We start from the raw sequence: 25,132 nt of genomic DNA on the forward strand, positions 1-25,132 counted from the left end.
AAGGACATGGACCCGTCGGCGTGCCGGGTGAAGGTCAGCGACCGGCCCTCGGTCGGGTCGGGCTCGGGCCCGTCGGGGTCCAGCCGGGCCAGGTAGTGGGCCACGACCTGCCGCAGCTCGGCGTGCGGCCGGCTGGCGGCCACCTCGGCGAACGCGGCATCGACCCCGGCGAGGTCCACGCCCTGGGCCGCGGCGGCGGCCAGGTTGCCCGGGGTGGCCACCGGGGCGATGACCGCCAGCGCCTCGGCGGGCAGCGCCCCGGTGCCGGCCGCGGCGGCGACCGCCGGCAGCGCTTCCAGAGCCCGGCCGGAGGACACCAGCCGGGCGGCCGCCCCCGGGGACAGGCGGGCGTGCCCACGCAGCCAGGAGGCCATGGTCTTGTGCCCGTCGTGCTCGGCGGCCTGGGTGAGCTCGCACTCGCGCACCCGCCGCGCCACCTGCGCGGCCAGCCGGTTCGACGCGGTGAGCAGCGCACCCAGCTGCTCGATCAGCTGCGGCCCGAACGCGCCGTCGAGGCGCTCGGCGGACAGATCGTCCAGCGCGGCGACCAACCGGCCGACCACGCCGTCCACACCTGTCGAACACATGTACGAATGCTACCGCAGATGGCCCGCTGCTCGCGACATGAAAGTGCAGGTCAAACGCCTGTCCACAGTTCCGGCGGATGTCTTGACAGCCGGTCGTCAGCGGCCCGGCGGCGGCAGCAGCCCGCGCTCGACGGCGACCAGCACCGCCCGCGTCCGGTCGTCCACGCCGAGCTTGGCGAAGACCCGCAGCAGGTGGGTCTTGACCGTCGCCTCGCCGATGAACAGCTCGCGGCCGATCTCGGCGTTGGTCAGCCCGCGCGCCACCCCGCGCAGCACCTCGAGCTCCCGCGCGGTGGGCGCCTCGGGCGCCGGCGCCCGCAGCCGCGACACGAGCCGGGCGGCGACCGGCGGCGCCAGCACGGTCTCCCCGCGCGCCGCCGCCCGGACGGCGTCCGCGAGCTGCGGCAGCGGGACGTCCTTGAGCAGGTAGCCCGTCGCCCCCGCCTCGACCGCCCGCACGATGTCGGCGTCGGTGTCGTACGTGGTCAGCACGAGCACGCGGACGCCGGGGTGCGAGGCGGCCAGCTTCTCCGTCGCCGTCGCACCGTCCATCCGCGGCATGCGCAGGTCCATGAGGACGACGTCGGGCGCCGTCCCCGCCACCACCGCGAGCGCCTCCAGACCGTCCCCCGCCTCCCCGACCACCGACAGGTCGTCCTGCGCGTCCAGCCACCCGACCAGCCCGCCGCGGACGACGGGGTGGTCGTCCACCACCACGACGCGGATCACGAGCCCGGCACCCGGACCGTGACGCGCGTACCGGCACCGGGCTTGGAGGCGACGTCCACCGCGCCGCCGACCGACGCGACCCGGTCGCGCAGCCCGTCCAGCCCCGCCCCCTCCGCGCGAGCGGGGTCGAAGCCCACGCCGTCGTCCTCCACGTGCACCGACACCTGCCGAGCGTCCCCCTCCCCCACCGCGGAGATCCGGATCGCCACGCTGCTGGCGTCGGCGTGCCGGCGCACGTTGGTCAGCGCCTCCTGCGCACCCCGCAGCAGCACGACCTCCTCGTCGCGACGCAGCGCGACCCCGCCGTCCAGCGCCGAGGTGTCCACCCGCACCGCCAGCCCGGTCTCGCGACCGAACCGATCGGCCAGCCGGGCCAGGGCCTCGACCAGGGTGGAGCCCTCCAGCGCGACCGGGGCGAACGCGGCCACCACGGCCCGCGCCTCCTGCAGGTTGTCCCGCGCCACCTCCTCGATGACGGCGAGCCGCTCGCGCGCGGCGTCGGCACCTTCCGGCAGCTGCGCGGCCGCCGTCTGCGCCAGCACGACGATGCTCGTGTAGCCCTGCGCGAGGGTGTCGTGCACCTCGCGCGCCAGCCGCTCGCGCTCGGCCAGCACACCACGCTCCCGTTCGGCGGCGGTCAGTTCCGCGCGGGTGCGCCCGAGCTGCTCGATGAGGTCGGCGCGCCGTGCGCTCTGGTAGAGCACCCGGCTGACCCACAGCCCCAGCGCCAGGCTGAAGACCATGCTCACCCCGGTGGAGAGCAGCACGTCGCGCGCCTCGTCGCCCGAGCCCGCTCGCACCACCGGGCCGACGGCGCTGGACACGGCCAGCAGCACGGTCCAGGCGATGCCGGTCGCCGTTCCCTGGACGACGAACCACACCTGCGGGTAGGCGAGGAAGAGCATGAAGAACAGCACGGGAGCGGTGAAGCCGAGCGCGGCGAACGACGCGACGAGCACGCCCAGGTAGACCACCGCGTGCACCGGCCGCCCGCCGCCGATCGCCCGGGCGCCGAACAGCGCGTACGCCGCGGCCAGGATCCCGAGGACGGTGAGGGCGGCGGCCGGCCGGCCCTCGCCGTCCTGCAGGCCGACCGCGGTCACCACCGCCAGCACCCAGACGGCGGCGGCGACGACGTGCAGCCCGGCGAGCGTGGCCTGCCAGCCGCGCTCGGTCAGCGGCTCGCCGCCGCCCTCCTCCACCGGCTCGGGGAGGAAGGCGGCGGCCAGCCTGTCGCGCAGCGCGCTCCGGCGCCGGGTCCTGCGCGACGTCATCCGCCGCTCCTGCGCCAGCGGAAGGTCCGGGCCACCACCACGACGCCGATGATCACCCATGCGGCCAGCACCGCGGCAGTCATCGGGTGCTCCCAGCTCCCGGCGGGCTCCGCGGCGGCCGCCCCGTCGGGCAGGAACACCGACCGCATCCCCTGGGTCATCCACTTGAGCGGGAAGAGCGCCGCCACCTGCCGCATCACCTCGGGGAGCTCCGAGTAGACGAAGAAGACGCCGGAGACGAACTGCAGCACGACCGCGATGGCGGGGATCCCGGTGCCCGCCGACCGCGCGCTGCCGACGAACGCCGACACCGCGATGCCGAGCACCGTGCCGGCGAGCGCGCCGAGCAGGGTGATCCAGGCGAAGGTGAGCCAGCGGCCGGCGTCGGTGGGCAGCGGGATGTCGTAGACCAGCGCGGCGACCGTGAGCAGCACCGCCAGCTGGACGACGGTGGTCAGCAGCACCTGGCCGGCCTTGCCGATCGCGTACGCGGCCGGCGGCGTGCCGAGCACCTGGAGCCGCCCGAGGTCGCCGCGGTCGCGCTCCTCGGCGATGGCGATGCCCACCGCCTGGAAGCTGGTCAGCATGATGCCGGTGGCCGCGATGCCGGCGAGGAAGTACCGGTCGAAGCCGACGCCGGGCGAGACCTCCTGGTCACCGAACACCGAGGCGAAGATGAGCAGCATCACGACCGGGTAGGCGAACGAGAAGACGACCTGGCCGGAGTCGCGGGCGAAGAGCCGGAGCTCCAGGCCGATGCGGGCCCGGCCGATGGTGACGGCGCCCGGCGGCGCGGGACGGGTGCCGGGGTCGGCCGGGCGCGTCGTCGCGGTGGTCATCGGGGGCCTCCTTCGGAGGTGCCGCCGACGAGCCGGAGGTAGACGTCCTCCAGGTTCGGGCGGGTGACGGACAGGTCGGGGATCTCGCCGGTGGGGGTAGCGGCCAGCAGGTCGCGCAGGACGGCGGACGGCTCGGGCGTGACGACCGAGCGCGGTGCGCCGTCCTCCGTCCAGCGCACGGTGGCCTCGCGCCGCAGCGCGGTCCCGAGCGCGTCGGGAGGCGCGACCTCGACGAGGCGACCGGCGGCGATCACCCCCACGCGGTCGGCCAGCTGCGCGGCCTCGTCGAGGTAGTGGGTGGTGAGGAGGACGGTGGTGCCGGTCTCCCGCAGCCCCTCCACCAGCGTCCAGAACTGGCGGCGGGCGGCGGGGTCCAGGCCGGTGGTCGGCTCGTCGAGGAACAGCAGCTCGGGCCGCCCCTGGACGCCGAGGGCCACCTCGAGCCGGCGCCGCTGCCCGCCGGAGAGCGCGTCGACGCGGGTGCGTGCCGCACCCTCGAGCCCGACCGCCGCCAGCAGTTCCCCGCTGCCCTGCGGCTGCCCGTGGTAGCGCGCGTAGTGGTCGACCGTCTCCAGCACGGTGAGCGCGTCACCGGCGCCGGTGGTCTGCCCGACCACGCCGACGCGGTCCCGCCAGCGGCGGTCGCCGGTGGCGGGGTCCTCCCCCAGCACCGTGACCTCACCGGCGTCGCGGCGGCGCAGGCCGGCGAGGATCTCGACGGTCGTGGTCTTGCCCGCACCGTTGGGCCCGAGCAGCGCGAACACCTCCCCCCGCCGGACGTCGAGGTCCACGTCGTCGACGACGGCTCTGCCGCCGTAGCGCTTGACCAGCCCGCGCACGCGCACGGCCGGTGCCCTGTCGATCGCCGTCCCCTGGCGGAGCGGCGCCGGTCCTGTCGTCGTCATGCCGGAAGCCTCGCGGTGCGCGGCCGCCGCGCGGGACGACCGACCTGCTGGGCCGCCGTCCACCGATCGGTGGACGGCGGGTGCCACGGCCGTGTCCGAAAACCGCCGGAGCCGCCCCTCCCGCACTGGCATGCTCGACCCCGTGAGCGAGCCCCTGGACCACGGACGCTGCTACCGCGCCGTCGCCGGCCGGGACGCGCGCTTCGATGGCTGGTTCGTGACCGCGGTGCGCACCACCGGCATCTACTGCCGCCCCTCCTGCCCGGCCCGCACCCCGCTGGCCCGCAACGTCTCCTTCTTCTCGACGGCGGCCGCCGCGCAGGGCGCCGGCTACCGGGCCTGCCGCCGCTGCCGCCCCGACGCCGTCCCCGGGTCACCCGAGTGGGACGTGCGGGCCGACGTCGTCGCCCGGGCGATGCGGCTGATCGCCGACGGCGAGGTCGAGCGGTCCGGGGTGCCGGGGTTGGCCGCCCGCCTCGGGTACTCCGAGCGGCAGCTGCACCGCCTGCTGGTCGGCGAGCTCGGCGTCGGTGCGCTCGCACTGGCGCGGGCACGGCGCGCGCAGACCGCCCGCGTGCTTCTGGAGACCACCGGCCTGCCGGTCACCGACATCGCCTTCGCGGCCGGCTTCGCCAGCGTGCGGCAGTTCAACGACACGGTGCGCGAGGTGTTCGCCACGACGCCGACCGAGCTGCGCCGCGCCCGCCGGTCGGCCCCCGCCGGGCAGCCCGGCTGGCTGACCCTGCGGCTCGCCGCGCGGGCGCCGTACCCCGCCGACGAGGTCCTGCTCTTCCTCGGCGCGCACGCCGTCCCCGGCCTCGAGGAGTGGGACGGGACGACGTTCTCCCGCGTGCTCGACCTCCCGCACGGCCCGGCCGTGGTGCGGCTCTCCCCGTCGGCCGGCGGGGACGGCGTGACCGCGCAGCTGCGGCTGACCGAGCTGCGCGACCTGGGTGCCGCGGTCACCCGCTGCCGCCGGATGCTCGACCTGGACGCCGACCCGGCCGCGGTGGACGTCGCCCTGGGCGCCGACCCGGCGCTGGCCGCGCTCGTCACCGCCGCCCCCGGGCGCCGGGTGCCGGCCTCGCCGGACGCGGCCGAGCTGGCGGTCCGCGCCGTGCTGGGGCAGCAGGTGTCGGTGGCGGGTGCGCGCACGCTCACCGCGCGGCTGCTGGTCGCCGGCACGCCGCTGGCCGAACCGGTCGGCTCGCTCACCCACGCCTTCCCCCGCCCGGCCGCGCTCGCCGACGCCGACCTCACCGCGGTGGGGCTGACCGGGGCCCGCCGCCGCACGGTCTCCGCCCTCGCCGCGGCGCTGGACCGGGGCGGCATCGCCCTGGACCCGGGCGCCGACCGGGAGGAGGCCGGCCGCGCGCTGCTCGCCGTCCCGGGCATCGGCCCCTGGACGGCGGCCCTGGTCGCACTGCGGGGCATGGGCGACCCCGACGTCTGGCTCCCCGGCGACCTGGCGCTGCGCCGGTCGCTGGCCTCGCTCGGCAGCACCGACGCCGAGGCCGCCACCCGCTGGCGGCCATGGCGGTCCTACGCCGTCATGCACCTGTGGGCGCTCGCCGCGCCGACCCTGTTCACCCGCACCGCCAGCCTCCCGAGGAGCGCCTGATGACCGCACCGGCCCGGCACGCCACCGTCGCCACCCCGCCCGGCCCGTTCACCGTCGTCGTCGAGACGGCCCCCGACGGCCGGGACGTCGTCCTGGCCAGCGGGTGGACCGCCGACGTCGCCGACCTCCTGGCCGTCGTGCACCCCGCCCTGCGGCCCGCGCGCAGCGAGGCCGCCCCCGGCCTGGCGGTGCTCGACGTCGTCGAGGAGTTCCACGCCGGCCGGGTGGGCGCCATCGACGGCGTCGCCGTCCGCCAGCGATCCGGCCCCTTTCTGCAGCAGGCCTGGGACGTGCTGCGCACCGTGCCCGCCGGGCGGCCGGACACCTACGCGGCCTTCGCCGCCCGCTGCGGCCGGCCGGCCGCGGTGCGCGCGGCGGCCAACGCCTGCGCGCGCAACGCGGCGGCGCTGTTCGTGCCCTGCCACCGGGTGCTGGGCTCCGGCGGCGGCCTGGGCGGCTTCCGCTGGGGGACGCCGGTCAAGCGCTGGCTGCTCGACCACGAGGCGGCGCACGCCGGCGCGGCCGTCAGCTGAACTGTCGGACCCCTCCGGCAGGGTCTGGCCCATGGACGCCGCTTCCCTCTTCCTCGGGCTCCTCCTCGGCGCGCTGCTCGGCGCCGCCATCGCGCTGGGCGTCGTCACCCTGCTCGCCCGGCGCCGCCCGGCGGACGCGGGGCTGGAACCGGTGCACGAGTCGCTGGACCACCTGCACCGGCTCCTGGCCGGCATGGAGCGGGCCCGCGCCACCGCCCACGGGGAGCTGCGGGAGCAGATGGGCACCGTCGGCCACGCATCCGCACAGCTGAAGCACGAGACGGCCGCGCTGGTCACCGCGCTGCGCACGCCGCACGTCCGCGGGCGCTGGGGCGAGGTGCAGCTGCGGCGCGTGGTCGAGGTCGCCGGCCTGCTGGAGCACTGCGACTTCGTCGAGCAGCCCGCCGGCACCAACGACGAGGGCGCCGGCGTCCGCCCCGACCTCGTCGTCACCCTCGCCGACGGCCGGCAGGTGGTGGTCGACGCGAAGGTGCCCTTCACCGGCTACATCGAGGCGGTGCAGGCCGAGGACCGCGACGTCCGCGCCCAGCGGGTCGCCGCGCACGCCCGGCAGCTGCGCACCCACGTCGACCAGCTCTCCGCCCGCCGCTACCCCACCGCCTTCCGCCCCGCCGCCCCGTTCACCGTCCTCTTCGTGCCCTCCGACGGCTTCCTGACGACGGCGCTGGAGGCCGAGCCCGGCCTGCTCGAGTACGGCTTCGCGCGGGACGTCGTGCTCGCGACGCCCAGCACCCTGCTGGCGCTGCTGCGCACGGTCGCCTACTCGTGGCGGCAGGAACGGCTGGCCCGCGACGCCGACCAGGTGCTCGAGGTGGGCCGGCGGCTGCACGCCCGCCTCAGCACCCTCTCCGGTCACCTCACCCGCCTGGGCTCGGCGCTCTCCACCACGCTGACCCGCTACAACGAGACGGTGGGCTCCTACGAGCGCTCGGTGCTGACCGCCGCTCGCCGGTTCGACGACCTCGGGGTCGCCGAGTCACCCGTGCCCGAACCGGAACAGGTCGAGGCGACGATCCGCGCGCTGCGCCCCTCCGCCGACGTGGGGCACCTCGCACCGGCAGCGGCGGAGGACCGCGACGGCACCTCCGGCTGACGCCGGACGCGCCCGGCCGGACGGACTCGTCCACCCCGCACGTCACAGTCATCACGCTGCGTTGCTGGGTCACCACTGGTTGCCCGCGACGCGACGGCGTCCTCCCACGAACTGCCAGCTCGGGTCGCTACCGTGGCCCCCGTCGGTCGGCCAGCCGGGTCGTCCAGCGGAGCGTGACGGAGGTGCGCCATGGCCACGGCGAGCACGGCGGGCGCATGGCAGGGCGACGGGCGCCCCGAGCGGCCGTACCCCGCGCGCGCCCCGCGCCCGACGGCCGGCAGCGAGCGTCCCGGCCGCCCGGCCCGCCCCGCGCGCTCCGGCCGCCCCCCGGTGCCCGGTCGTGCCGGTGAGCGGCTGCGCGCCGTCGACCGCGAGTACGCCGACGAGCGGTACGACCGCTACGAGCGGCCCGAGCCGTCCGGTCCCCGCCGGCGGGAGCCGGGTCCGCCGCGGCCGGCCACCGGCCGGCCCGCGCCCGAGCGCGCGCGGTCGCGCACCGCCGCCTCCCCGGCCACCGCGCAAGGCAGCCGGCTGCGCGGCTCCCTCGCCGTCCTCGGAGTGTTCCTGCTGACCCTCGCCGGCGGCGCCGCCGACTCCTTCCTCGGCATCGGCCTCGGCATGATCACGCTGGTGGCCCTGGCGGCGGGCACCGCCGCGGCCACCCTGCTGGTGCGCCGCCGCGACCTGCTCTCCGTCGTCGTCGCGCCGCCGCTGGTGTTCTCGCTGGTCGCGGTGGTCAACACCGCCCTCGCGCCGTCGGCGGCGCTGAACCTGCCCACGATGGCCACCCTGCTCGTGCGCGGGTTCCCGACCATGGCGGCCGCGACCGGCGTCGCGGTCCTGCTCGCCGTGTTCCGGCTGGTCAGCCGGCGCTGACACCCCGTACGACGAAGCCCCGGTCCCCGCAGCTGCGCGGGCCGGGGCTTCGTCGTACGGCACTCAGTCGCCGGTGCTCTGCTTGGCCTTCTCCGCGCGGCGCAGCTCGTGCGGCAGCGCGAAGACCAGCCGCTCCTCCGCGGCCTTGACCGTCTCGACGTCGGGGTAGCCGCGGGCGGCGAGCCAGTCCAGCACCTCGCTGACCAGGATCTCCGGCACCGAGGCACCGCTGGTGACCCCGACCGTGCCGACGCCCTCCAGCCAGGCCTCGTCGATCTCGGACGCGTAGTCCACCAGGTGCCCGGCGCGGGCGCCGGCCTCCAGCGCCACCTCCACCAGCCGCACCGAGTTGGAGGAGTTCGTCGAGCCGACCACGAGGACCAGGTCGCACTCGGCGGCCATCTGCTTCACCGCCTGCTGGCGGTTCTGGGTGGCGTAGCAGATGTCGTCGCTCGGCGGCGACTGCAGCCCCGGGAAGCGGGTCTTCAGCTGGTCGACCGTCGCCAGCGTCTCGTCCACCGAGAGGGTCGTCTGCGACAGCCACACGACCTTCTCGGGGTCGCGCACCTGCACGTTGGCGACGTCGTCGGGGCCGTCGACGAGCTGGATGTGCGCCGGCGCCTCCCCGGAGGTGCCCTCGACCTCCTCGTGCCCGCGGTGACCGATCAGCAGGATGTCGTAGTCGTCGCGGGCGAACCGCTTCGCCTCCTGGTGCACCTTCGTGACCAGGGGGCAGGTGGCGTCGATGGTGCGCAGCTGCCGGGCGGCCGCCTCCTCGTGCACCACCGGGCTGACCCCGTGGGCGCTGAACACGACGACCGAGCCCTCGGGCACCTCGTCGGTCTCGTCCACGAAGATCGCCCCGCGCCGCTCCAGCGTGGCGACGACGTGCTTGTTGTGGACGATCTGCTTGCGGACGTACACCGGGGCGCCGTGGATCTCGAGCGCCTTCTCGACGGCCACCACCGCCCGGTCCACGCCGGCGCAGTAGCCCCGGGGATCGGCCAGCAGGACACGTCCGCGCTGATCAGCCATGCCCACCACTGTAGGTGCGTCCGCGGACGGGGACCCGTGCGCGCACGTGGGGCAGGACACGCCACCTCCCGGGTGGATCTGCCCACATCGGGTGTCGGTCCGCGGGTTGTGGGGCACGCTGTGCGGCATGGCCCGTGAGATCCCTGAGGTTGTCCGCGCCGCTGCCGGTCTGGCGGCGACCGTCGTCGACGAGGCGCGCAAGCTGCCCGAGACCCTGCCCGGGCTGCCGGTGCGCGCCATCGGCATGGCGATGCAGCACGCGATGAAGGTGCAGCAGACCTACGCCGGGCTGGTCGCCCGCGGCGACGAGCTGCTCGTCGGGCTGCGTGGCGAGGCCGAGCCGGGGCTGGCCACCTTCGACGACGACGAGCCGGGCACGGGCTTCCGCGACTCCGCCTTCGACCGCGCCGGGGGCATCAGCGACGAGGAGGTGGCCGACCTCCCCGACGACCCCGCCGCCGACGCGGTGGTGGCCGCCGTCGACGACCTCAGCCGCGACCTGGTGGAGGACCTCGCCGACGACGCCGCGGACCTGGCCGACGGCGCCGACCGCGCCCAGGAGGTGCTCTCCGACGAGCCTGCGGAGGCGCCGGGCACCGAGGAGGTGCTCGAGGAGCTGGCGATCGACGAGGTCGTCCCCGAGGTCGCCGACACCGACCCGCTCGACCGGACCGAGGCGGGCACGACGGCCGCCGACGACGCGGTGGTCACCGAGGACTCCGGCGCCCTGGAGCGGGCGCTCCTGGAGTCCGAGCCGGCACCGGCGGCCGCGGCCGCGCAGCCCGACGGCGGCGAGAGCGTCGACGTGCTGACCCCCGACGGCGAGGTGGCGACCGTCGAGGCCGCGGTCACCGACGAGGGCATCGCCGCCGTCGAGGGCGCTGACGCGGACGTCGCCGTGGACGAGGGCGGCAGCCCGGTCGCCGCGGCCACCGGCGTCCGCACCGACGTGGGCGGTCCCGACACCGGCGAGACCGACGCCGCGATCGCCGAGGGCGCGGCAGTGGACGCAGTCGGGGAGACCTCCGAGGCGCCGACCGACGACCCGCAGGGCGGCAGCGAGGTTTCCGGCGCGCAGGCCGCCGGCGCCGCCCCCGTCGACGGCTACGACAGCTTCTCCATCGCCCAGCTGCGCGGCCGGCTGCGTGGCTACCAGCTCACCACGGTGTCCGAGCTGCTCGCCTACGAGGAGGCCACCCGGGCGCGCGATCCCTACCTGCGGATGCTGCGCAACCGGCTGGAGAAGCTCGAGGAGCAGGCGGTCGAGTCCAGCCCGCTCGCCCCGCGCGGCACGTGATCGGCCACCTCCGCCGGACCGCTCTACCCGCTGGCGGCCGGCCCGAGCAGCGTTGAACGGCAGGAGCCCGTAACCCCTCGCGGTCCGGGCTCCTGCCGTTCAACGCTCCGAGGCGGTCACCGGCGGTGTCGGTGGCGTCTGACACCCTCGGGGCATGCAGCAGGACCCCGCCCTCCCCACCCTTCGCATGCTCAGGGCGGGACCCGGGGCGGGGCCGTCGGAAAGGCGGAGAACGTGACATCCCCGTCGTCCCCCGAGTCGCCGTGGCCGGTCCGCACCGTGGCCCGCAAGGTGGCCGACTGGATCGGCCGGCTGGGTGAGGTCTGGGTCGAAGGGCAGGTCGCGCAGCTCTCCCGGCGCGGCGGCGCGGCCACCGTCTTCCTCACCCTGCGCGACCCGGCGGCCGACCTGTCGGTCCCGGTCACCTGCCACCGCGACGTCGCCGAGCGGCCCGGCCTCGAGCTCACCGAGGGCGCCCGGGTGGTCGTGCGCGCCCGGCCCGACTACTACGTCGCCCGCGGCTCCTTCTCGCTGCGGGCCACCGAGATCCGCGCCGTCGGGCTCGGGGAGCTGCTCGCCCGCATCGAGCGGATCCGCCGGCTGCTCGCCGCGGAGGGCCTCTTCGACACCGCGCGGAAGCGGCCCCTGCCCTTCGCCCCCGGTGTCGTCGGGCTCGTCACCGGCCGGGACAGCGCCGCCGAGCGGGACGTGCTCGTCACCGCGCGCCGGCGCTGGCCCGCGGTGCGCTTCGCGGTGCACCACTGCGTCGTGCAGGGTCCGCAGGCGGCGGGCAACGTGATCGAGGGGCTGCGCAGGCTGGACGCCGACCCGGCGGTGGAGGTCATCGTCGTCGCCCGCGGCGGCGGCTCGGTGGAGGACCTGCTGCCCTTCTCCGACGAGGGGCTGGTCCGCGCCGTCGCCGGCTGCCGCACCCCGGTGGTCACCGCCGTCGGCCACGAGACCGACACGACGCTCGTCGACCACGCCGCCGACGTCCGGGCCGCCACCCCCACCGACGCCGCGCACCGGATCGTCCCCGAGATCGGCGAGCAGCGCCGGCTGGTCGACGGGCTGCGCGCCCGCGCCCGGCACCTGGTCACCACCCGCCTGGAGCAGCAGGTGCGCTGGCTGGAGTCGGTCCGCACCCGGCCGGTGCTGGCCTCCCCCGACCGGCTGCTGCACGGCCGGGAGGACGACGTCCTCGGGCTGCGCACCCGCGCCCGCCGGACGCTCACCCACCGCGTCGAGGGCGCCGAGCGCGACCTCGAGCACGCCCGGGCGCGGGTGGCGGCGCTCTCCCCCGCGGCCACGCTGGAACGCGGCTACGCCGTCGTGCAGCGGGCCGACGGCGCGCTGGTGCGCGACCCCGCCGACGTCGCCGACGGCGAGCCCCTGCGCGTGCGGGTCGCCGGCGGCCGGCTGCCCGTCCGCGTCGACCGCAGCGCGGACCCCGATCCCGGCCCCGTCGCCACCACCCCCCAGGAGGACTCCGCATGAGCGCCGACGAGCGCACCCCCGAACCGACGACGACCTACGAGCAGGCCCGGGAGGAGCTGGCCGACGTCGTCCGGCGGCTCGAGGCCGGTGGTCTCACGCTGGAGGAGTCCCTGACCCTCTGGGAGCGCGGCGAGGAGCTGGCCGGCGTCTGCCAGCACTGGCTCGACCGGGCCCGCGAGCGGCTCGCGGCGGCCACGCCCGCCGAGGAGGGCTGAGCCGCCGGCCCGTCGCGGTCCCTCCGGCGAGCAGCCCGCGGCTCAGGCGGGGCGGCTCAGGTGGAGCGGCTCAGGTGGAGCGGCTCAGGCGGGGCGGCTCAGGCGGGGCGGCTCAGGCGGGGCGGCTCAGGCCGGGCTCCGGCGTGACCGCGAAGCCGGCGTCGGCCAGGGCCGCGAGCAGCCGGTCCACCCGCTGCTCCACCGCCGGCGCAGCGCCGACCGGGGGCGTCTCCTCGCCACCGGCCTCCTCGTCGAGGCAGCGCGCCAGCACCGTCCGCACGTCCACCGGCTGGGCGGCCGGGGCGCCCACCGGGATCCGGGTCACCATCCCGCAGTCGCACGCGCCGCCGTCGACCGGGGGCCGGTGGTCGCTGCCGGGGCAGTCCTCGCGTGCAGGCATCCGGGTTCTCCTCGCTGCGGTGGGTTCCACGGGCGTCCGCGCCAGATTGCCCCGGGGACCGGCCGCGACCGAACGGACGCACCGGGTGTTCCCATGTCGTGACCTGCGCGACAGCGCCGGCCTCAGCTCCTGAACGGCTCCACGGCCTCCGCGACCTCGCGCAGCTCGCCGTCCCCGGCCGAGCCGGTGACGACCACGGTGACGCCGTCGGCGACCCGGGTGAAGGCGGTCTCCCCGCGCTGCGTCGTCGACTCGATCCACTCCTCCCCGTCGATCTCGACCACGCCCACCTCCGCGGCGCCGTCGAGCACGTCGAGGGCCTCGGCGTCGGCGTCGTCGCTGACCACGAAGCCGGCGTAGTCGCCCGCCGGCGTGACGTAGCCCAGCTGCACCGTGACCGGCGACCCCTCGGGGGCGGTGCCGGCGTCGGTGCGCACGCTGGTGGGGCGGAACCCCTCGTCGAGCGCGGGGACGACCAGCGGGTAGACCGCGCGGTCCGCGGCCAGCCTCAGCTGGCTCGTGGGGTCGACCTCGCGGATCGGGTCGTCGGGGTTGTTGCGGAACGCCTGCCACCCCACGACCAGCAGGCAGATCACGACCAGCGGCAGCAGCGAGCGGAGCATGTTGGCCGCGCTCAGCCGGTTGGCGCGCTCGGCGGCGGACACCGGGGGCGGCAGGACCTCGGCCGCGGGCCCCGCTGCGTCCTCGGTGCGCGGGGGCTGCTGGCTCGACGGGCCGGATCCGGTCATGCCCCTAGGATCGCAGGCGAGCCCGCCCAACCTCGTCGCCCATGGTCCCGTCCCGAGCGCTCGCGGGTGGCGGGCCGGGTCCAACTGCCGGAGGTCCCCGTGTCGCTGCCCCTTCCCGACGGTCCGCTGCCCACCACGGCCGGCAACCCGTTCGGCGCCGGCCGCCCGGCCCCCGACCGCAACCTCGCCCTGGAGCTGGTCCGGGTCACCGAGGCCGCCGCGATGGCCGCCGGCCGGTGGGTGGGCCGTGGGGACAAGAACGGTGGCGACGGCGCCGCGGTCGACGCCATGCGCGCGCTGATCGGCACGGTGAGCATGCGGGGCGTCGTGGTGATCGGCGAGGGCGAGAAGGACGAGGCGCCCATGCTCTACAACGGCGAGCAGGTGGGCGACGGCAACGGCCCGGAGTGCGACGTCGCGGTCGACCCGATCGACGGCACCACGCTGATGGCCAAGGGCATGCCGAACGCCATCGCCGTCATGGCCGTCGCCGAGCGGGGCGCGATGTACGACCCGTCCGCCGTCTTCTACATGGAGAAGCTGGCGACCGGCCCGGCGGCGGCCGACGTCGTCGACATCACCGCGCCGGTCGCGGAGAACATCCGCCGCATCGCCAAGGCGAAGAAGAGCTCGGTCGGCGACGTCACCGTCTGCATCCTCGACCGGCCCCGCCACGAGCAACTGGTGCAGGAGGTCCGGGAGGCCGGGGCGCGGATCAAGTTCATCACCGACGGCGACGTGGCAGGCGCGATCGCCGCCGCCCGCGAGGGCACCGGCGTCGATCTGCTGCTCGGCATCGGCGGCACGCCCGAGGGGATCATCACCGCCTGCGCGCTCAAGTGCATGGGCGGCGCGCTGCAGGGCCGGCTGTGGCCCAAGGACGACGACGAGCGGCAGAAGGCGATCGACGCCGGCCACGACCTGGACCGGGTGCTGCACATCGACGACCTGGTGCGCGGCGACGTCTTCTTCGTGGCCACCGGCATCACCGACGGCGAGCTGCTGCGCGGCGTGCGCTACAGCGCCGGCGGGTGCACGACCCAGTCGCTGGTCATGCGCTCCCGGTCGGGCACCATCCGCTCGATCGAGAGCCTGCACTCGCTGGAGAAGCTGCGCGCCTACTCCGCGGTGCCCTTCGATTCCTGACGCGATGACACTGCGATCCGGAGGATCGCAGTGTCACAGCTGGCGGTTCTGAGCGAGCCGGTCCATCAGCGCGCGCCAGCGGCTGGGCGACTCACCGGGGGCCAGGCTGCGCAGCCGCAGGTCCCCGAAGACGGCCTTCGCGTGGACGACGACCAGCGGCGTGCCCGCGAGCCGCGGCACCGGGGCGAGCTCCAGCTTCCGGTCGCCGAAGATCGTCCGGCCGTGCAGCTCGCCGTCCACCCCCTCGGCGAGGATGACGTCGATGTCGCCGAAGACGGTGCTCAGCGTCAGGTCGATCCGGTCGGCGTCGGTCCGCAGGCCGCGCAGGTCGAGCCGGATGTCGCCGAACACCGTGCCGACGCGACGCGGCGGCGTGGTCGCCACCGCCAGCGTGATGTCGCCGAAGACGCTCGTCACCTCCTCGGCCGGGCGCTGCCCCACGATCTGCACGGGTGGCGGGGCGTCCGGCGGCAGGTCGGCCACCAGGGCGTCGAGCTCGGCGCGGGTGACCGCCGCGTAGGCCGCCTCGGCCCGCTGCCCGAACTCGTCGAGGTCGATGCGCCCCTCGCCGACGGCCTTCTGCAGCCGCACCACCAGCGCCTGCCGCTCGGCGTCGGAGACGCGCACGGCCGGCGGCGGGGCGGGGTCCTCGGGAGAGCTCACGCACCGGAACGCTAGCCGAGGGAGGCCCGCTCAGGTCCCGGCGCTCACCCCAGTTCGGTGCAGGCCACGACCGTGTAGGCCTTGACCCGGCCCCCGCAGGTGCTGGCGTACTCCTCGTAGGCCGACAGCGGCGGCGACTCGTACATCAGGTCGTCGCAGGCCTGCAGCTCACCGCCGAAGCAGCTCTCCGCGTAGGCGTCGAGGGTGTCGTCGGGCCCGAGGTCCGCGGGCGCCACCGGCGGGAACTGCTCGACGGCTTCCCCGGTCGCCCCGCCGTACCAGCCGCCGGCCTCCTCGCCGTAGCCCTCCATGGCGTCCTCCAGCTGCGCCAGGCTGCCCTCGACCATCCCGTCGCGGATGCCGTCGGTCAGCGCGGGGCCGAGCTCGGCCGCCACCGCCCGGCCGACGTCCGCGGCGCTGCCCACGGCGACGGCGCCCAGCAGCAGCGCCGTCGCCACCGTGCCGACCGCCACCCCGCCCAGGGCGGCGCCGGCGAGCAGCCAGCGGCCGCGGTGCGCCGGCGCAGCGGCGGCGGGCGGGGGCACGGCCGGCGCGGCCGGCTGCCACGACGTCCCCGCGGCCCAGTCCGGCACCGGCTGGACGCCCGGCCAGCCCGCGGTCGGCGGCGGCCAGCCCGGCCCCCCCTGCGACGGCGCGGCGGACGGGCCGGACTCCGGCGGCGTGGGTGGCTGCGACATGGGGCCCTCCTCGGGGCTCGGGCCGGCTCGGCACCGTGGCTCGCGCACCTGGTCCGGCGCGTACGCCCCTCCTCGGCGGCCCCGGGCGAGGGCGGGACCGGCGACCTCCCCCACGGGTGTCTAGGGTCCCGTGCGGAGCACCATCACCATCCACACCACCGGGAGCACAGCGTGGCCCAGCAGAACGGCGCAGCGCAGGACGGCAGCGGTCAGGACACCACCGACTTCCGCATCGAGCACGACTCCATGGGGGAGGTCCGTGTCCCCTCCTGGGCCAAGTGGCGCGCGCAGACCCAGCGCGCCGTCGAGAACTTCCCGATCTCCGGCACGCCCATCGAGCGGGAGCTCATCGGCGCCCTGGCCGCGATCAAGGGCGCGGCGGCGACCGTCAACGCCGACCTCGGGGTGCTCGACCGCGGCATCGCCGACGCGATCAGCGCCGCGGCCGGCACGGTGGCCCGGGGCGACTGGGACGACCACTTCCCGATCGACGTCTTCCAGACCGGCTCGGGAACGTCGAGCAACATGAACACCAACGAGGTCATCGCCACCCTGGCCACCGAGTCCCTCGGCGCGCCGGTGCACCCGAACGACCACGTCAACGCCTCGCAGTCGTCCAACGACGTCTTCCCCTCGGCGATCCACATCGCGGCGACCCGCGCGATCGTCGTCACGCTGATCCCGGCGCTGCGCCACCTGGAGGCCTCGCTCACCCGCAAGGCCGAGGAGTTCGCCGAGGTCGTGAAGAGCGGCCGCACCCACCTCATGGACGCCACCCCGGTCACCCTGGGCCAGGAGTTCGGCGGGTACGCCGCCGCCGTCCGCTACGGGGTGGAGCGGCTCGAGGCCTCCCTCCCCCGCATCGGCGAGCTGCCCCTGGGCGGCACCGCGGTCGGCACCGGCATCAACACCCCGCCCGGGTTCGCCGCGGCGATCATCGAGAAGCTCGCCGCCGAGCTCGAGCTGCCGCTGACCGAGGCCCGCGACCACTTCGAGGCGCAGAGCTCCCGCGACGCCCTGGTCGAGGGCTCGGGCCAGCTGAAGACCATCGCCGTCGGCCTGGTCAAGATCGCCAACGACCTGCGGTGGATGGGCTCGGGCCCGCGCACGGGCCTCGGCGAGATCCAGCTCCCCGACCTGCAGCCGGGCAGCTCGATCATGCCGGGCAAGGTCAACCCGGTGATCCCCGAGGCGGTCATCCAGGTGGGCGCCCAGGTCATCGGCAACGACGCCGCGGTCACCTACGCCGGCACCACCGGCGTCTTCGAGCTCAACGTGACCCTGCCGCTCATGGCCCGCAACGTGCTGGAGTCGATCCGGCTGCTGGCCAACGTCAGCCGGCTGCTGGCCGACCGCTGCGTCGACGGGATCGTCGCCAACGTCGAGCAGTGCCGCACCTACGCGGAGTCCTCCCCCTCGATCGTCACGCCGCTGAACAAGTACATCGGCTACGAGGAGGCGGCGATCGTCGCGAAGCAGTCGCTCAAGGAGCAGAAGACGATCCGCCAGGTGGTCGTGGAGCGCGGCTACGTCGAGCAGGGCAAGCTCACCGAGCAGCAGCTCGACGAGGCGCTCGACGTCCTCTCGATGACCCACCCCTGACCGGCGGCCGGGGGCCGGCCGCCCGCTCGGGACACACCCCCCGCGGTGCTCCGGGGGCGGCCGGCCGGCCGGTGTAGGTTCCCCGGGTGCCGACCGGCCCCGAGGACGACACCGCCCTGCCGATGCAGTGGGACCGGCTCGGGCTGGTCTGGACGGCACCCGCGCACAGCGGGCGCACCGGCGCCCTCCAGCCCACGCCCCTGCTGCTTGACGACCGCATCCGGGTCTTCACCGGGTGCCGTGACGCCGACGGCGCGAGCAGCGTCTGGTGGGTCGACCTCGACGCCGACGACCCGACCCGGGTGCTCGGAGAGGCGGGCACCCCAGCCCTCGACGCCGGCGCCCCCGGCACCTTCGACGCCGCCGGCGTCGTCCCCTGCGCCGTGACGGAGGTGGACGGCACCGTCCGGCTCTACTACGCCGGCTACCAGCCGCCGGGCTCCGCGCAGGAACGGTTCCGGGTCTTCTCCGGTGTGGCGACCGCCCCGGTGACCGGGACCACCTCCTTCACGCGGCTGCGGGACCAGCCGCTGCTCCGCACCAGCCCGGACGAGCGACTGTTCCGCGTCGTGCACTCGGTTGCCCGGCTCGACGACGGCACCTGGCGCTGCTGGTATGGGGCCGGCCACGAGTTCCGGCAGGGCCGGACCAAGCTCCTGCCGGTCTACGACATCCGGCAGATGAGCTCCCCCGACGGGCTGCACTTCCCCGACGCCGGCGACGTCGCCGTGCCCCTGGGCTCGCCGGAGGAACACCGGGTCGGTCGGCCGTACGTGGTCCACCACGAGCGGGGCTGGCGGATGTTCTTCGGTGCCGGCACGGAGAAGACGACCTACCGGCTCACCTTCGCCGACTCGGCCGACGGGACCACGTGGCGGCGGCACGACGGCCTGCTCGGTCTCGACGTCGCCCCCGCGGGCTGGGACTCCGAGATGGTCGCCTACCCGGCCGTGATCACCACCGGCGCGGGCACGTTCCTGCTCTACAACGGCAACGGCTATGGCCGTGACGGGTTCGGCGTCGCCGTCCTCCGCCGACCCCTGCCACTCATCCCCTGACCGGAGGCCCCGTGACCGACCGCGCCAAGCCCCTCGTGATCGTCGGCGCCGGCGAGACCGCCGAGATCGCCTACGAGTACTTCACCGTGGACTCGGGCCGGGAGGTCATCGCCTTCGCCGTCGAGCGCCGGTTCCTGCCCGAGGGGGGTGAAGGACCCGACGGCGTGCCCTACGTGGCGCTCGAAGACCTCGCGGGCAGCCACCCGCCGGCCCGGGTGGATGCCTTCGTCGCGCTCTCCTCGACCTGGCTCAACCGGCTGCGCACGCGCCTCTTCCACGAGGTCAAGTCGCAGGGGTACACCTGCGCGTCGTTCGTCAGCCCGCACGCGTTCGTGTGGCGCAACGTCACGATCGGCGAGAACGCCTTCGTCTTCGAGAACAACGTGCTGCAGCACCACGTCTCGGTCGGCGACAACGTCGTCCTCTGGAGCGGCAACCACATCGGCCACCGGACGGTCATCGAGGACCACGTCTTCGTCTCCTCGCACGTCGTCGTCTCGGGCTTCTGCCGGATCGGCTCCTCGTCCTTCGTCGGGGTCAACACCTCGGTGGGCGACAACGTGACCATCGGCGCCGACAGCGTCGTCGGTGCCGGCGCTGTGGTCGTGAAGGACCTGCCGCCGCGGGGCGTCTACGTCGGCAGCCCGGCCAAGCCCACCGGCGGGGACCCCTTCGACTCGTTCAAGGTGCCCGCCGAGCTCCGTTGACGACGGTCAGCGCAGCCCAGCCACCAGGACCTTCCGCGTCCCGGGCCGGGCGCCGACGCTGCGCTTGAAGTGGGCCAGCCCGACGTTGGGGCTGCCGTCCTTCTCGCTCGAGGGCCCAAGGTCCAGCAGCCGTGCCCCGGTGCGCAGCGACCGCTCCACCAGCAGGTGCGCCAGCAGGTTCATCGGGGAGCGCTGCAGGCCGTGCCTGCTGTCATCACCCCACGCGACCAGCAAGTCGACGTCGTCCAGGACCCGGTAGACCACCGCGGCCGCGACCGGCCGCTCCGCGTGCCTCAGCAGGTGCAGCCGGACCCGGTCGGGGAAGGTCGCCCGGGCCCGCGCCAGGTACTCCGCCGGCAGACCCGCCGGACGCCCGTGGGCCGCCCGGTTCGCCGCGAGGATCCCGTGGCAGAGCGCGATGCCCTCGTCGTCGGTCACGTCGAGCAGCTCGTAGGGCAGCGCCAGGTCCGCGCGCACGTCCCGCGCCCGCTTCTTGCCGAGCAGGGTCAGCGGGTCGCCGTCGGGGCCCAGCGGCGCGAGGTCGACCACCTGGTTGAGGTCGCAGTGCTCGACCGCGAACCCGGCCTGCAGCAGCGCGTACTCCAGGAGCGGCTCCGCGGGCGAGTACTCGGGGGGCCGGCACCGGATGCGCACCGCCTCGAGGCCCTCGGCCCGCGCCCGCGCCAGCACGCCGTCCACGAAGCCGACGACGTCCCCCACCGTCGGGTCGGGTCGCGCGAGGTCCGGACCACCGAACGGGGCGCTGTGCCCGGAGAGCAGCACGCCTTCGGTGACGACGCCGGGGAGCACCCCGACGAGACGCCCGTCGACCCGGTGCTCGTGGCGCCAGCGGCGCTCCTCCGGGACCCCGTTCAGGTCGTGGAACCGCGGGTCGCCGAAGAGCAACCCGCCACCGTGCACCTGCTCCCCCACCGACACGCTCCCGTCGTCGTCCGTTCCGCCGATCCTCTCCCCTGCCGATGAAACATCCGTGACGACGCACCTGGGAGCTCACACCGACCGCCGCTCGCTGACGCCCGGTCGCCGCATGACCGACTGGAACCCGCATCCGGAGGGCTCCGGCGCAGGCTGCCGGATCGTCGACCTGCCCCGCGTCACCGACCCGCGGGGCAACCTCACCTTCATCGAGGGCGGGTCGCAGATCCCCTTCGACGTCGCCCGCGTCTACTACCTCTACGACGTGCCCGGCGGGGAATCGCGCGGCGGCCACGCCCACCAGAACCTCCAGCAGCTGATCATCGCCGCGGCCGGCAGCTTCGACGTCATCGTCGACGACGGCACCGAGACCTCGCGCTTCCACCTGAACCGCTCGTACTACGGCCTGCTGCTCCCCCGCCTCACCTGGCGGGAGCTGGGCAACTTCTCCACGGGCAGCGTCTGCCTCGTGCTCGCGTCGCTGCCCTACAGCGAGGACGACTACTACCGGGACTACGGCGACTTCCTCGCCGGCCGGCGCGCCGCCGAAGAGGCCGCCCGGTGACCGCCACCGCCACCGGGCGGCGCGTGCCGTTCCTGGACCTGCGCGCCCTGCACGCCGAGCTGCGCGACGAGCTGGCCGAGGCCGCGCTGCGCGTGCTGGACAGCGACCGGGTGCTGCTGGGGCCGGAGCTTGCGGCCTTCGAGCAGCAGTGGGCCCACGCGACCGGCGCCGGGCAGGCCGTCGGCGTGGGCAACGGCCTGGACGCCCTCGCCCTGGGCCTGCGCGCCCTGGATGTCGGCCCCGGCGACGAGGTCCTCGTCCCCTCGCACACCTTCGTCGCCACCTGGCTCGCCGTCCTGCACGTGGGCGCGACCCCGGTCCCGGTCGACGTCTCCCCGGTCACCGGCGCGTGGGAGGCCGACGCCGTCGAGGCCGCGGTCACCCCGCGCACCCGTGCCGTCGTCCCGGTGCACCTGTACGGGCACCCGGTGGACCTCGACCCGCTCCTGGAGCTGGCCGGCCGGCACGGCCTGGCCGTGCTCGACGACGCGGCCCAGGCGCACGGCTCCACCTACCGCGGCCGACCGGTCGGCGGGCTGACCTCGGCCACCGCCTGGAGCTTCTACCCCGGCAAGAACCTCGGTGCCCTCGGCGACGGCGGCGCCGTCACGACGTCGGACCCGGTCGTCGCCGACCGGCTGCGGTCACTGCGCAGCTACGGGTCCACGGAGAAGTACGTGCACACCGAGGTGGGGTGGAACAGCCGCCTGGACGAGCTGCAGGCCGCGCTGCTGTCGGTGAAGCTGCGCCACCTGCCGGCGCACAACGCCCGCCGCGACGAGCTCGCCCGCCGCTACACCGAGCGCCTCGCCGGCTCCGGCCTGGTCCTGCCCCCCAGCGTCCCCTGGGCCACCGCGGTGTGGCACCTGTACGTGGTCCGCACGCCCCACCGGGACGCCCTGCGCGACCACCTCGCCACCCAGGGGGTGGAGACCCTCGTGCACTACCCCGTGCCCCCGCACCGCCAGCCGGCCTTCGCGGGCACCCGCCTCGCCGCGGCGCACCTGCCGGCGGCCGACGTCCTGGCCCGCGAGGTGCTCAGCCTCCCCCTGGGCCCCCACCTGACAGAGGAGCAGCAAGACACCGTGATCCAGGCGATCGAGAGCTTCCGGCCATGAGCGACCCGCTCGTCAGCATCCTCGTCCCCACCTACAACGGCGAGCGGTTCCTCCGGCCGGCGCTGCGCTCGGCCCTGGAGCAGAGCCACCGGGAGATCGAGGTGCTCGTCGGCGACGACGCCTCCACCGACCGGACCGCCGGCATCCTGACCGAGTTCGCCGCGGCCGACACCCGGGTCCGCGTCGTCCGCCACGAGTCCAACCTCGGCGGGTTCGGCAACCCCAGGCGGCTGCTCGAACTGGCTCGCGGCGAATACGTCAAGTTCCTCCTCCACGACGACGTGCTGGCCTCGAATTGCGTGCGGGAGCTGGTGCGGGGCATGCAGTCCACGCCCGGTGCCACCATGGCCTTCTCCCGGCGGGTGCTGATCGGGGAGGACGGCCGCCCCCTGCCCGGCGGGCAGTTCGAGCCGTTGGTCGACCGGCCCGGCCGCATCGACGGCCGGGAACTGGGCGATGCGGTGCTGGAGAACTGCAACAACGTGATCGGGGAGCTGACCACCGTGCTCTTCCGGCGGGGGGACGTCGATCCCGCCGATCTCTGGCAGGTGGACGGCCGCCGGCTCACGGTGCTCGGTGACCTGGCGCTCTGGCTCCGGCTGCTCGCGCGCGGGTCGGCTTTCTACACCCCGAGCACGCTCAGCCGGTTCCGGTTGCACTCGACGCAGAGCTCGCAGGACCCCCGCATCCTCGCCAGGGGGCTCGGCGACTGGCCCCGGCTCATCGACTGGGGAATCCGCGCGGGCTTCCTGGCCGACCCCCAGAAGCAGCGTCGCGCCAACCTCAAGGCTCTGGCCATGGCCGTCGCCCGCGCCGGCGAGCTCGGGGGCGGCCCCGAGGCGCAGGCGATGCTGGAAGCCGGGTTCCTCGCGACGGCGCGGCTGGTGGAGCTCAACCTGCCGGCGTCCGAGGAGGACCCGCGCCCGCTCACCGAGCGCGCGCACACCGGTCCGCTGCTGGACCGCTTCCGCCAGGAGCTCGACGTGTGGTCCACGCCCCTCCCCGTCGCGCTTGCGTCGTTGGCCGCTCCGGAGCCGGGTGCGGTGCGGGTCGTGCTGGACGGGTTCCGCGAGGTGCAGGCCGCCGGAGCCGCCGAACGCTTCCTGCTCGCCGTCGCCCCGCCCGACCTCGAGACCGCCGCCCCGCTGGTCGCGGGGGCCCTGGCCGAGGGGCCGGACGTCGACGTGGAACTGGTCCCCACCGAGGAACCCGCGGGGCTCCTCCGCGAGGCCTGGCTGGCCGTCGCCGAGCGCGGGGCGACCTGGCACGGCGGCCGGGCCGACGCGGTCTGGGCGCTGCGTCCGAGTGCACCGATCGCACCGGAACCAGTAGCGTGACTCCTCGATGACCGAGACCGAGAGCACCCCGGACGTATCCCTCCGCTACCCCGGCGGAGAACTGCCCCTGCCCGTCAAGCCCGGGACCGAGGGTGCCGACGGCATCGACACGAGCAAGCTGCTGGCCACGACCGGCAAGGTCGCGCTGGACATCGGCTTCGTCAACACCGCGTCGTGCACCTCGGCGATCACCTACATCGACGGTGACGCCGGGATCCTGCGCTACCGCGGGTACCCGATCGAGCAGCTGGCCGAGAAGTCCAGCTTCCTCGAGGTCACCTACCTGCTGATCTACGGCGAGCTGCCGACCGCCGACCAGCTCGGCGCGTTCGACCAGCGGATCCGGCGGCACACGCTGCTGCACGAGGACCTCAAGCAGTTCTTCAACGGTTTCCCGCGGGACGCGCACCCCATGCCGGTGCTCTCCTCGGCGGTCAGCGCGCTGTCGACCTTCTACCAGGACTCGCTGGACCCCTTCGACCAGGAGCAGGTGGAGATCACCACGCTGCGCCTCCTGGCGAAGCTGCCCACGATCGCGGCCTACGCGTACAAGAAGTCGGTCGGCCAGCCGTTCCTCTACCCGGACAACTCGCTGGGCCTGGTCGAGAACTTCCTGCGCATGACGTTCGGGTTCCCCGCCGAGCCCTACGACGTCGACCCGGACCTGGCCAAGGCGCTGGACATGCTCTTCGTCCTGCACGCCGACCACGAGCAGAACTGCTCCACCTCCACGGTCCGGCTGGTCGGCTCCTCGCACGCCAACCTGTTCGCGTCCGTGTCCGCCGGCATCAACGCGCTGTTCGGCCCGCTGCACGGCGGCGCCAACCAGTCGGTGCTGGAGATGCTCGAGGCGATCCGGGCCGACGGCGGCGACATCCCGCGGTTCGTGGAGCGGGTCAAGAACCGGGAGCCGGGCGTCAAGCTCATGGGCTTCGGGCACCGGGTCTACAAGAACTACGACCCGCGCGCGGCCATCGTGAAGTCGACGGCCGACACCGTGCTGGACAAGCTGGGCGGCAACAACGAGCTGCTCGACCTGGCCCGCCAGCTCGAGGAGATCGCGCTCAACGACGACTTCTTCATCCAGCGCAAGCTCTACCCGAACGTCGACTTCTACACCGGGCTGATCTACCAGGCGATGGGCTTCCCGACGCGGATGTTCACCGTGCTGTTCGCCCTGGGCCGGCTGCCGGGCTGGATCGCGCAGTGGCGCGAGATGATCGCCGACCCGTCCACGAAGATCGGGCGCCCCCGGCAGATCTACACCGGCGAGACAGCGCGGGACTACGTCCCCGCCGACGCGCGCTGAGCGCCGCCCCCGTCCACCTCGCGACGGGGCGCCACCGGGCCGGGTGACCCTCCGGGGTCACCCGGCCCGTTGCGTCCCCGGCCCGGTTCCCTACGGTGGGCGGGCCACCATCTCGAGAGGACCGCGCATGGCCGAGCTCCCCGACGAGGACCTCCTCGTCCTGCCGCCCATGCCCCTGGCCACCGGCCGGTTGCTGGAGCCCGACGGCGAGGGCGCGCCCGTGCGCATCACGAGTGTGGAGCTGGTCGTCTCCACGGAGGACGGCGGCGAGCTGCGGATCCCCCTCGAGCACCGGCACGGCGCCTGGTGGGCGCCCTGAGCC

Annotated in this window: 27 protein-coding genes; 16 read left to right on the forward strand and 11 right to left on the reverse strand. The window is 75.2% G+C overall.

The annotated features are described in order from the left end of the window. From E9529_RS15540 to E9529_RS15560, 5 genes are all read right to left on the reverse strand, one after another. On the reverse strand, positions 1-587 hold a 587-nt coding region (locus E9529_RS15540), incomplete at its 3' end, for a DUF222 domain-containing protein (protein WP_236832065.1). A gap of 96 nt (positions 588-683) precedes the next feature. Continuing rightward, positions 684-1,316, reverse strand: a complete 633-nt coding sequence (locus tag E9529_RS15545; protein ID WP_236832066.1) for a response regulator transcription factor — start codon at positions 1,314-1,316, stop codon at positions 684-686. Then, positions 1,313-2,590, reverse strand: a complete 1,278-nt coding sequence (locus E9529_RS15550) for a sensor histidine kinase (protein WP_236832067.1) — start codon at positions 2,588-2,590, stop codon at positions 1,313-1,315. Before E9529_RS15550 ends, E9529_RS15545 begins: the two co-directional genes overlap by 4 nt. Next, on the reverse strand, positions 2,587-3,429 hold the full coding sequence (locus E9529_RS15555) for an ABC transporter permease (protein WP_236832068.1): 843 nt from the start codon (positions 3,427-3,429) through the stop codon (positions 2,587-2,589). The genes E9529_RS15550 and E9529_RS15555 overlap by 4 nt, the downstream gene beginning before the upstream one ends. Then, a complete protein-coding gene (locus tag E9529_RS15560; protein WP_236832069.1) occupies positions 3,426-4,334 on the reverse strand; it encodes an ABC transporter ATP-binding protein in 909 nt (302 codons plus the stop codon). Before E9529_RS15560 ends, E9529_RS15555 begins: the two co-directional genes overlap by 4 nt. A gap of 142 nt (positions 4,335-4,476) precedes the next feature. Between E9529_RS15560 and E9529_RS15565 the strand changes: the two genes are divergently transcribed. The 4 genes from E9529_RS15565 to E9529_RS15580 all read left to right on the forward strand — a co-directional run bounded on the left by E9529_RS15565 (position 4,477) and on the right by E9529_RS15580 (position 8,478). Then, positions 4,477-5,955 carry an AlkA N-terminal domain-containing protein gene (locus E9529_RS15565; protein ID WP_236832070.1) on the forward strand — a complete coding sequence of 493 codons (1,479 nt, stop codon included), beginning with the start codon at positions 4,477-4,479 and terminating at the stop codon, positions 5,953-5,955. Continuing rightward, the gene (locus tag E9529_RS15570; RefSeq protein ID WP_236832071.1) at positions 5,955-6,488 is read left to right on the forward strand and encodes a methylated-DNA--[protein]-cysteine S-methyltransferase; all 534 of its coding nucleotides are present in this window, start codon (positions 5,955-5,957) and stop codon (positions 6,486-6,488) included. The genes E9529_RS15565 and E9529_RS15570 overlap by 1 nt, the downstream gene beginning before the upstream one ends. Positions 6,489-6,519: 31 nt before the next feature. After that, positions 6,520-7,602: a DNA recombination protein RmuC gene (locus tag E9529_RS15575; RefSeq protein WP_236832072.1), complete on the forward strand. Its 1,083-nt coding sequence runs from the start codon at positions 6,520-6,522 to the stop codon at positions 7,600-7,602. A 189-nt stretch (positions 7,603-7,791) separates the two neighbouring features. After that, positions 7,792-8,478 (forward strand): DUF6542 domain-containing protein, encoded by a 687-nt coding sequence (locus tag E9529_RS15580; protein ID WP_236832073.1) that lies wholly within the window; start codon positions 7,792-7,794, stop codon positions 8,476-8,478. Between the two features lie 63 nt (positions 8,479-8,541). Here the strand turns inward: E9529_RS15580 and E9529_RS15585 are convergent, their stop codons facing one another. Further along, on the reverse strand, positions 8,542-9,513 hold the full coding sequence (locus tag E9529_RS15585) for a 4-hydroxy-3-methylbut-2-enyl diphosphate reductase (protein WP_236832074.1): 972 nt from the start codon (positions 9,511-9,513) through the stop codon (positions 8,542-8,544). A 127-nt stretch (positions 9,514-9,640) separates the two neighbouring features. On the opposite strand from E9529_RS15585, the gene E9529_RS15590 reads away from it, so the two are divergent. From E9529_RS15590 to E9529_RS15600, 3 genes are all read left to right on the forward strand, one after another. After that, positions 9,641-10,810 carry a lipid droplet-associated protein gene (locus E9529_RS15590; RefSeq protein ID WP_236832075.1) on the forward strand — a complete coding sequence of 390 codons (1,170 nt, stop codon included), beginning with the start codon at positions 9,641-9,643 and terminating at the stop codon, positions 10,808-10,810. 234 nt (positions 10,811-11,044) lie between these two features. Then, positions 11,045-12,307: an exodeoxyribonuclease VII large subunit gene (xseA, locus tag E9529_RS15595; RefSeq protein WP_236832076.1), complete on the forward strand. Its 1,263-nt coding sequence runs from the start codon at positions 11,045-11,047 to the stop codon at positions 12,305-12,307. After that, a complete protein-coding gene (locus E9529_RS15600; RefSeq protein WP_236832077.1) occupies positions 12,304-12,522 on the forward strand; it encodes an exodeoxyribonuclease VII small subunit in 219 nt (72 codons plus the stop codon). The genes xseA and E9529_RS15600 overlap by 4 nt, the downstream gene beginning before the upstream one ends. A gap of 112 nt (positions 12,523-12,634) precedes the next feature. On the opposite strand, the gene E9529_RS15605 is transcribed toward E9529_RS15600, so the two are convergent. Beyond that, positions 12,635-12,922 (reverse strand): hypothetical protein, encoded by a 288-nt coding sequence (locus E9529_RS15605; RefSeq protein WP_236832078.1) that lies wholly within the window; start codon positions 12,920-12,922, stop codon positions 12,635-12,637. A 122-nt stretch (positions 12,923-13,044) separates the two neighbouring features. Then, on the reverse strand, positions 13,045-13,671 hold the full coding sequence (locus E9529_RS15610) for a DUF4245 domain-containing protein (protein ID WP_236832079.1): 627 nt from the start codon (positions 13,669-13,671) through the stop codon (positions 13,045-13,047). A gap of 99 nt (positions 13,672-13,770) precedes the next feature. Here E9529_RS15610 and glpX point away from each other — a divergent pair, with 99 nt between their 5' ends. Continuing rightward, on the forward strand, positions 13,771-14,817 hold the full coding sequence (gene glpX / locus E9529_RS15615; RefSeq protein ID WP_308195290.1) for a class II fructose-bisphosphatase: 1,047 nt from the start codon (positions 13,771-13,773) through the stop codon (positions 14,815-14,817). A 33-nt stretch (positions 14,818-14,850) separates the two neighbouring features. On the opposite strand, the gene E9529_RS15620 is transcribed toward glpX, so the two are convergent. Next, on the reverse strand, positions 14,851-15,480 hold the full coding sequence (locus E9529_RS15620; protein WP_236832080.1) for a DUF1707 domain-containing protein: 630 nt from the start codon (positions 15,478-15,480) through the stop codon (positions 14,851-14,853). A 44-nt stretch (positions 15,481-15,524) separates the two neighbouring features. Further along, positions 15,525-16,178, reverse strand: a complete 654-nt coding sequence (locus tag E9529_RS15625) for a hypothetical protein (protein ID WP_236832081.1) — start codon at positions 16,176-16,178, stop codon at positions 15,525-15,527. A 171-nt stretch (positions 16,179-16,349) separates the two neighbouring features. On the opposite strand from E9529_RS15625, the gene E9529_RS15630 reads away from it, so the two are divergent. The 3 genes from E9529_RS15630 to E9529_RS15640 all read left to right on the forward strand — a co-directional run bounded on the left by E9529_RS15630 (position 16,350) and on the right by E9529_RS15640 (position 19,545). Next, on the forward strand, positions 16,350-17,780 hold the full coding sequence (locus tag E9529_RS15630) for an aspartate ammonia-lyase (protein ID WP_236832082.1): 1,431 nt from the start codon (positions 16,350-16,352) through the stop codon (positions 17,778-17,780). Positions 17,781-17,866: 86 nt separating this feature from the next. Then, complete coding sequence (locus E9529_RS15635; RefSeq protein ID WP_236832084.1) at positions 17,867-18,838, forward strand: hypothetical protein; 972 nt, start codon at positions 17,867-17,869, stop codon at positions 18,836-18,838. An 11-nt stretch (positions 18,839-18,849) separates the two neighbouring features. Continuing rightward, positions 18,850-19,545: an acetyltransferase gene (locus E9529_RS15640; RefSeq protein ID WP_236832085.1), complete on the forward strand. Its 696-nt coding sequence runs from the start codon at positions 18,850-18,852 to the stop codon at positions 19,543-19,545. Positions 19,546-19,551: 6 nt separating this feature from the next. Here E9529_RS15640 and E9529_RS15645 read toward each other — a convergent pair whose 3' ends face one another. Beyond that, positions 19,552-20,478, reverse strand: a complete 927-nt coding sequence (locus E9529_RS15645) for a GNAT family N-acetyltransferase (protein ID WP_236832086.1) — start codon at positions 20,476-20,478, stop codon at positions 19,552-19,554. Positions 20,479-20,593: 115 nt separating this feature from the next. Here E9529_RS15645 and E9529_RS15650 point away from each other — a divergent pair, with 115 nt between their 5' ends. The 5 genes from E9529_RS15650 (at position 20,594) to E9529_RS15670 (ending at position 25,129) form a co-directional block, all read left to right on the forward strand. After that, a complete protein-coding gene (locus E9529_RS15650) occupies positions 20,594-21,046 on the forward strand; it encodes an FdtA/QdtA family cupin domain-containing protein (RefSeq protein WP_236832088.1) in 453 nt (150 codons plus the stop codon). After that, positions 21,043-22,164 carry a DegT/DnrJ/EryC1/StrS aminotransferase family protein gene (locus E9529_RS15655; RefSeq protein WP_236832089.1) on the forward strand — a complete coding sequence of 374 codons (1,122 nt, stop codon included), beginning with the start codon at positions 21,043-21,045 and terminating at the stop codon, positions 22,162-22,164. The genes E9529_RS15650 and E9529_RS15655 overlap by 4 nt, the downstream gene beginning before the upstream one ends. Continuing rightward, positions 22,161-23,501: a glycosyltransferase family 2 protein gene (locus E9529_RS15660; protein ID WP_236832091.1), complete on the forward strand. Its 1,341-nt coding sequence runs from the start codon at positions 22,161-22,163 to the stop codon at positions 23,499-23,501. The genes E9529_RS15655 and E9529_RS15660 overlap by 4 nt, the downstream gene beginning before the upstream one ends. A gap of 7 nt (positions 23,502-23,508) precedes the next feature. Continuing rightward, positions 23,509-24,810: a citrate synthase gene (locus tag E9529_RS15665; protein ID WP_236832093.1), complete on the forward strand. Its 1,302-nt coding sequence runs from the start codon at positions 23,509-23,511 to the stop codon at positions 24,808-24,810. 127 nt (positions 24,811-24,937) lie between these two features. Further along, complete coding sequence (locus E9529_RS15670) at positions 24,938-25,129, forward strand: hypothetical protein (RefSeq protein ID WP_236832096.1); 192 nt, start codon at positions 24,938-24,940, stop codon at positions 25,127-25,129. Positions 25,130-25,132 lie beyond the last annotated feature (3 nt).

It is taken from the genome of Blastococcus sp. KM273128 (assembly GCF_021698975.1).
Classification (GTDB): Bacteria; Actinomycetota; Actinomycetes; order Mycobacteriales; family Geodermatophilaceae; genus Blastococcus.

Coding starts and splice junctions, on each gene's coding strand:
- E9529_RS15550 (WP_236832067.1), bottom strand. CDS start 2,590: ATGACGTCGCGCAGGACCCGGCGCCGGAGCGCGCTGCGCGACAGGCTG.
- E9529_RS15585 (WP_236832074.1), bottom strand. CDS start 9,513: ATGGCTGATCAGCGCGGACGTGTCCTGCTGGCCGATCCCCGGGGCTAC.
- E9529_RS15605 (WP_236832078.1), bottom strand. CDS start 12,922: ATGCCTGCACGCGAGGACTGCCCCGGCAGCGACCACCGGCCCCCGGTC.
- E9529_RS15610 (WP_236832079.1), bottom strand. CDS start 13,671: ATGACCGGATCCGGCCCGTCGAGCCAGCAGCCCCCGCGCACCGAGGAC.
- E9529_RS15580 (WP_236832073.1), top strand. CDS start 7,792: ATGGCCACGGCGAGCACGGCGGGCGCATGGCAGGGCGACGGGCGCCCC.
- E9529_RS15555 (WP_236832068.1), bottom strand. CDS start 3,429: ATGACCACCGCGACGACGCGCCCGGCCGACCCCGGCACCCGTCCCGCG.
- E9529_RS15575 (WP_236832072.1), top strand. CDS start 6,520: ATGGACGCCGCTTCCCTCTTCCTCGGGCTCCTCCTCGGCGCGCTGCTC.
- E9529_RS15625 (WP_236832081.1), bottom strand. CDS start 16,178: ATGTCGCAGCCACCCACGCCGCCGGAGTCCGGCCCGTCCGCCGCGCCG.
- E9529_RS15670 (WP_236832096.1), top strand. CDS start 24,938: ATGGCCGAGCTCCCCGACGAGGACCTCCTCGTCCTGCCGCCCATGCCC.
- E9529_RS15600 (WP_236832077.1), top strand. CDS start 12,304: ATGAGCGCCGACGAGCGCACCCCCGAACCGACGACGACCTACGAGCAG.
- E9529_RS15590 (WP_236832075.1), top strand. CDS start 9,641: ATGGCCCGTGAGATCCCTGAGGTTGTCCGCGCCGCTGCCGGTCTGGCG.
- E9529_RS15560 (WP_236832069.1), bottom strand. CDS start 4,334: ATGACGACGACAGGACCGGCGCCGCTCCGCCAGGGGACGGCGATCGAC.
- E9529_RS15570 (WP_236832071.1), top strand. CDS start 5,955: ATGACCGCACCGGCCCGGCACGCCACCGTCGCCACCCCGCCCGGCCCG.
- E9529_RS15660 (WP_236832091.1), top strand. CDS start 22,161: ATGAGCGACCCGCTCGTCAGCATCCTCGTCCCCACCTACAACGGCGAG.
- E9529_RS15650 (WP_236832088.1), top strand. CDS start 20,594: ATGACCGACTGGAACCCGCATCCGGAGGGCTCCGGCGCAGGCTGCCGG.
- E9529_RS15665 (WP_236832093.1), top strand. CDS start 23,509: ATGACCGAGACCGAGAGCACCCCGGACGTATCCCTCCGCTACCCCGGC.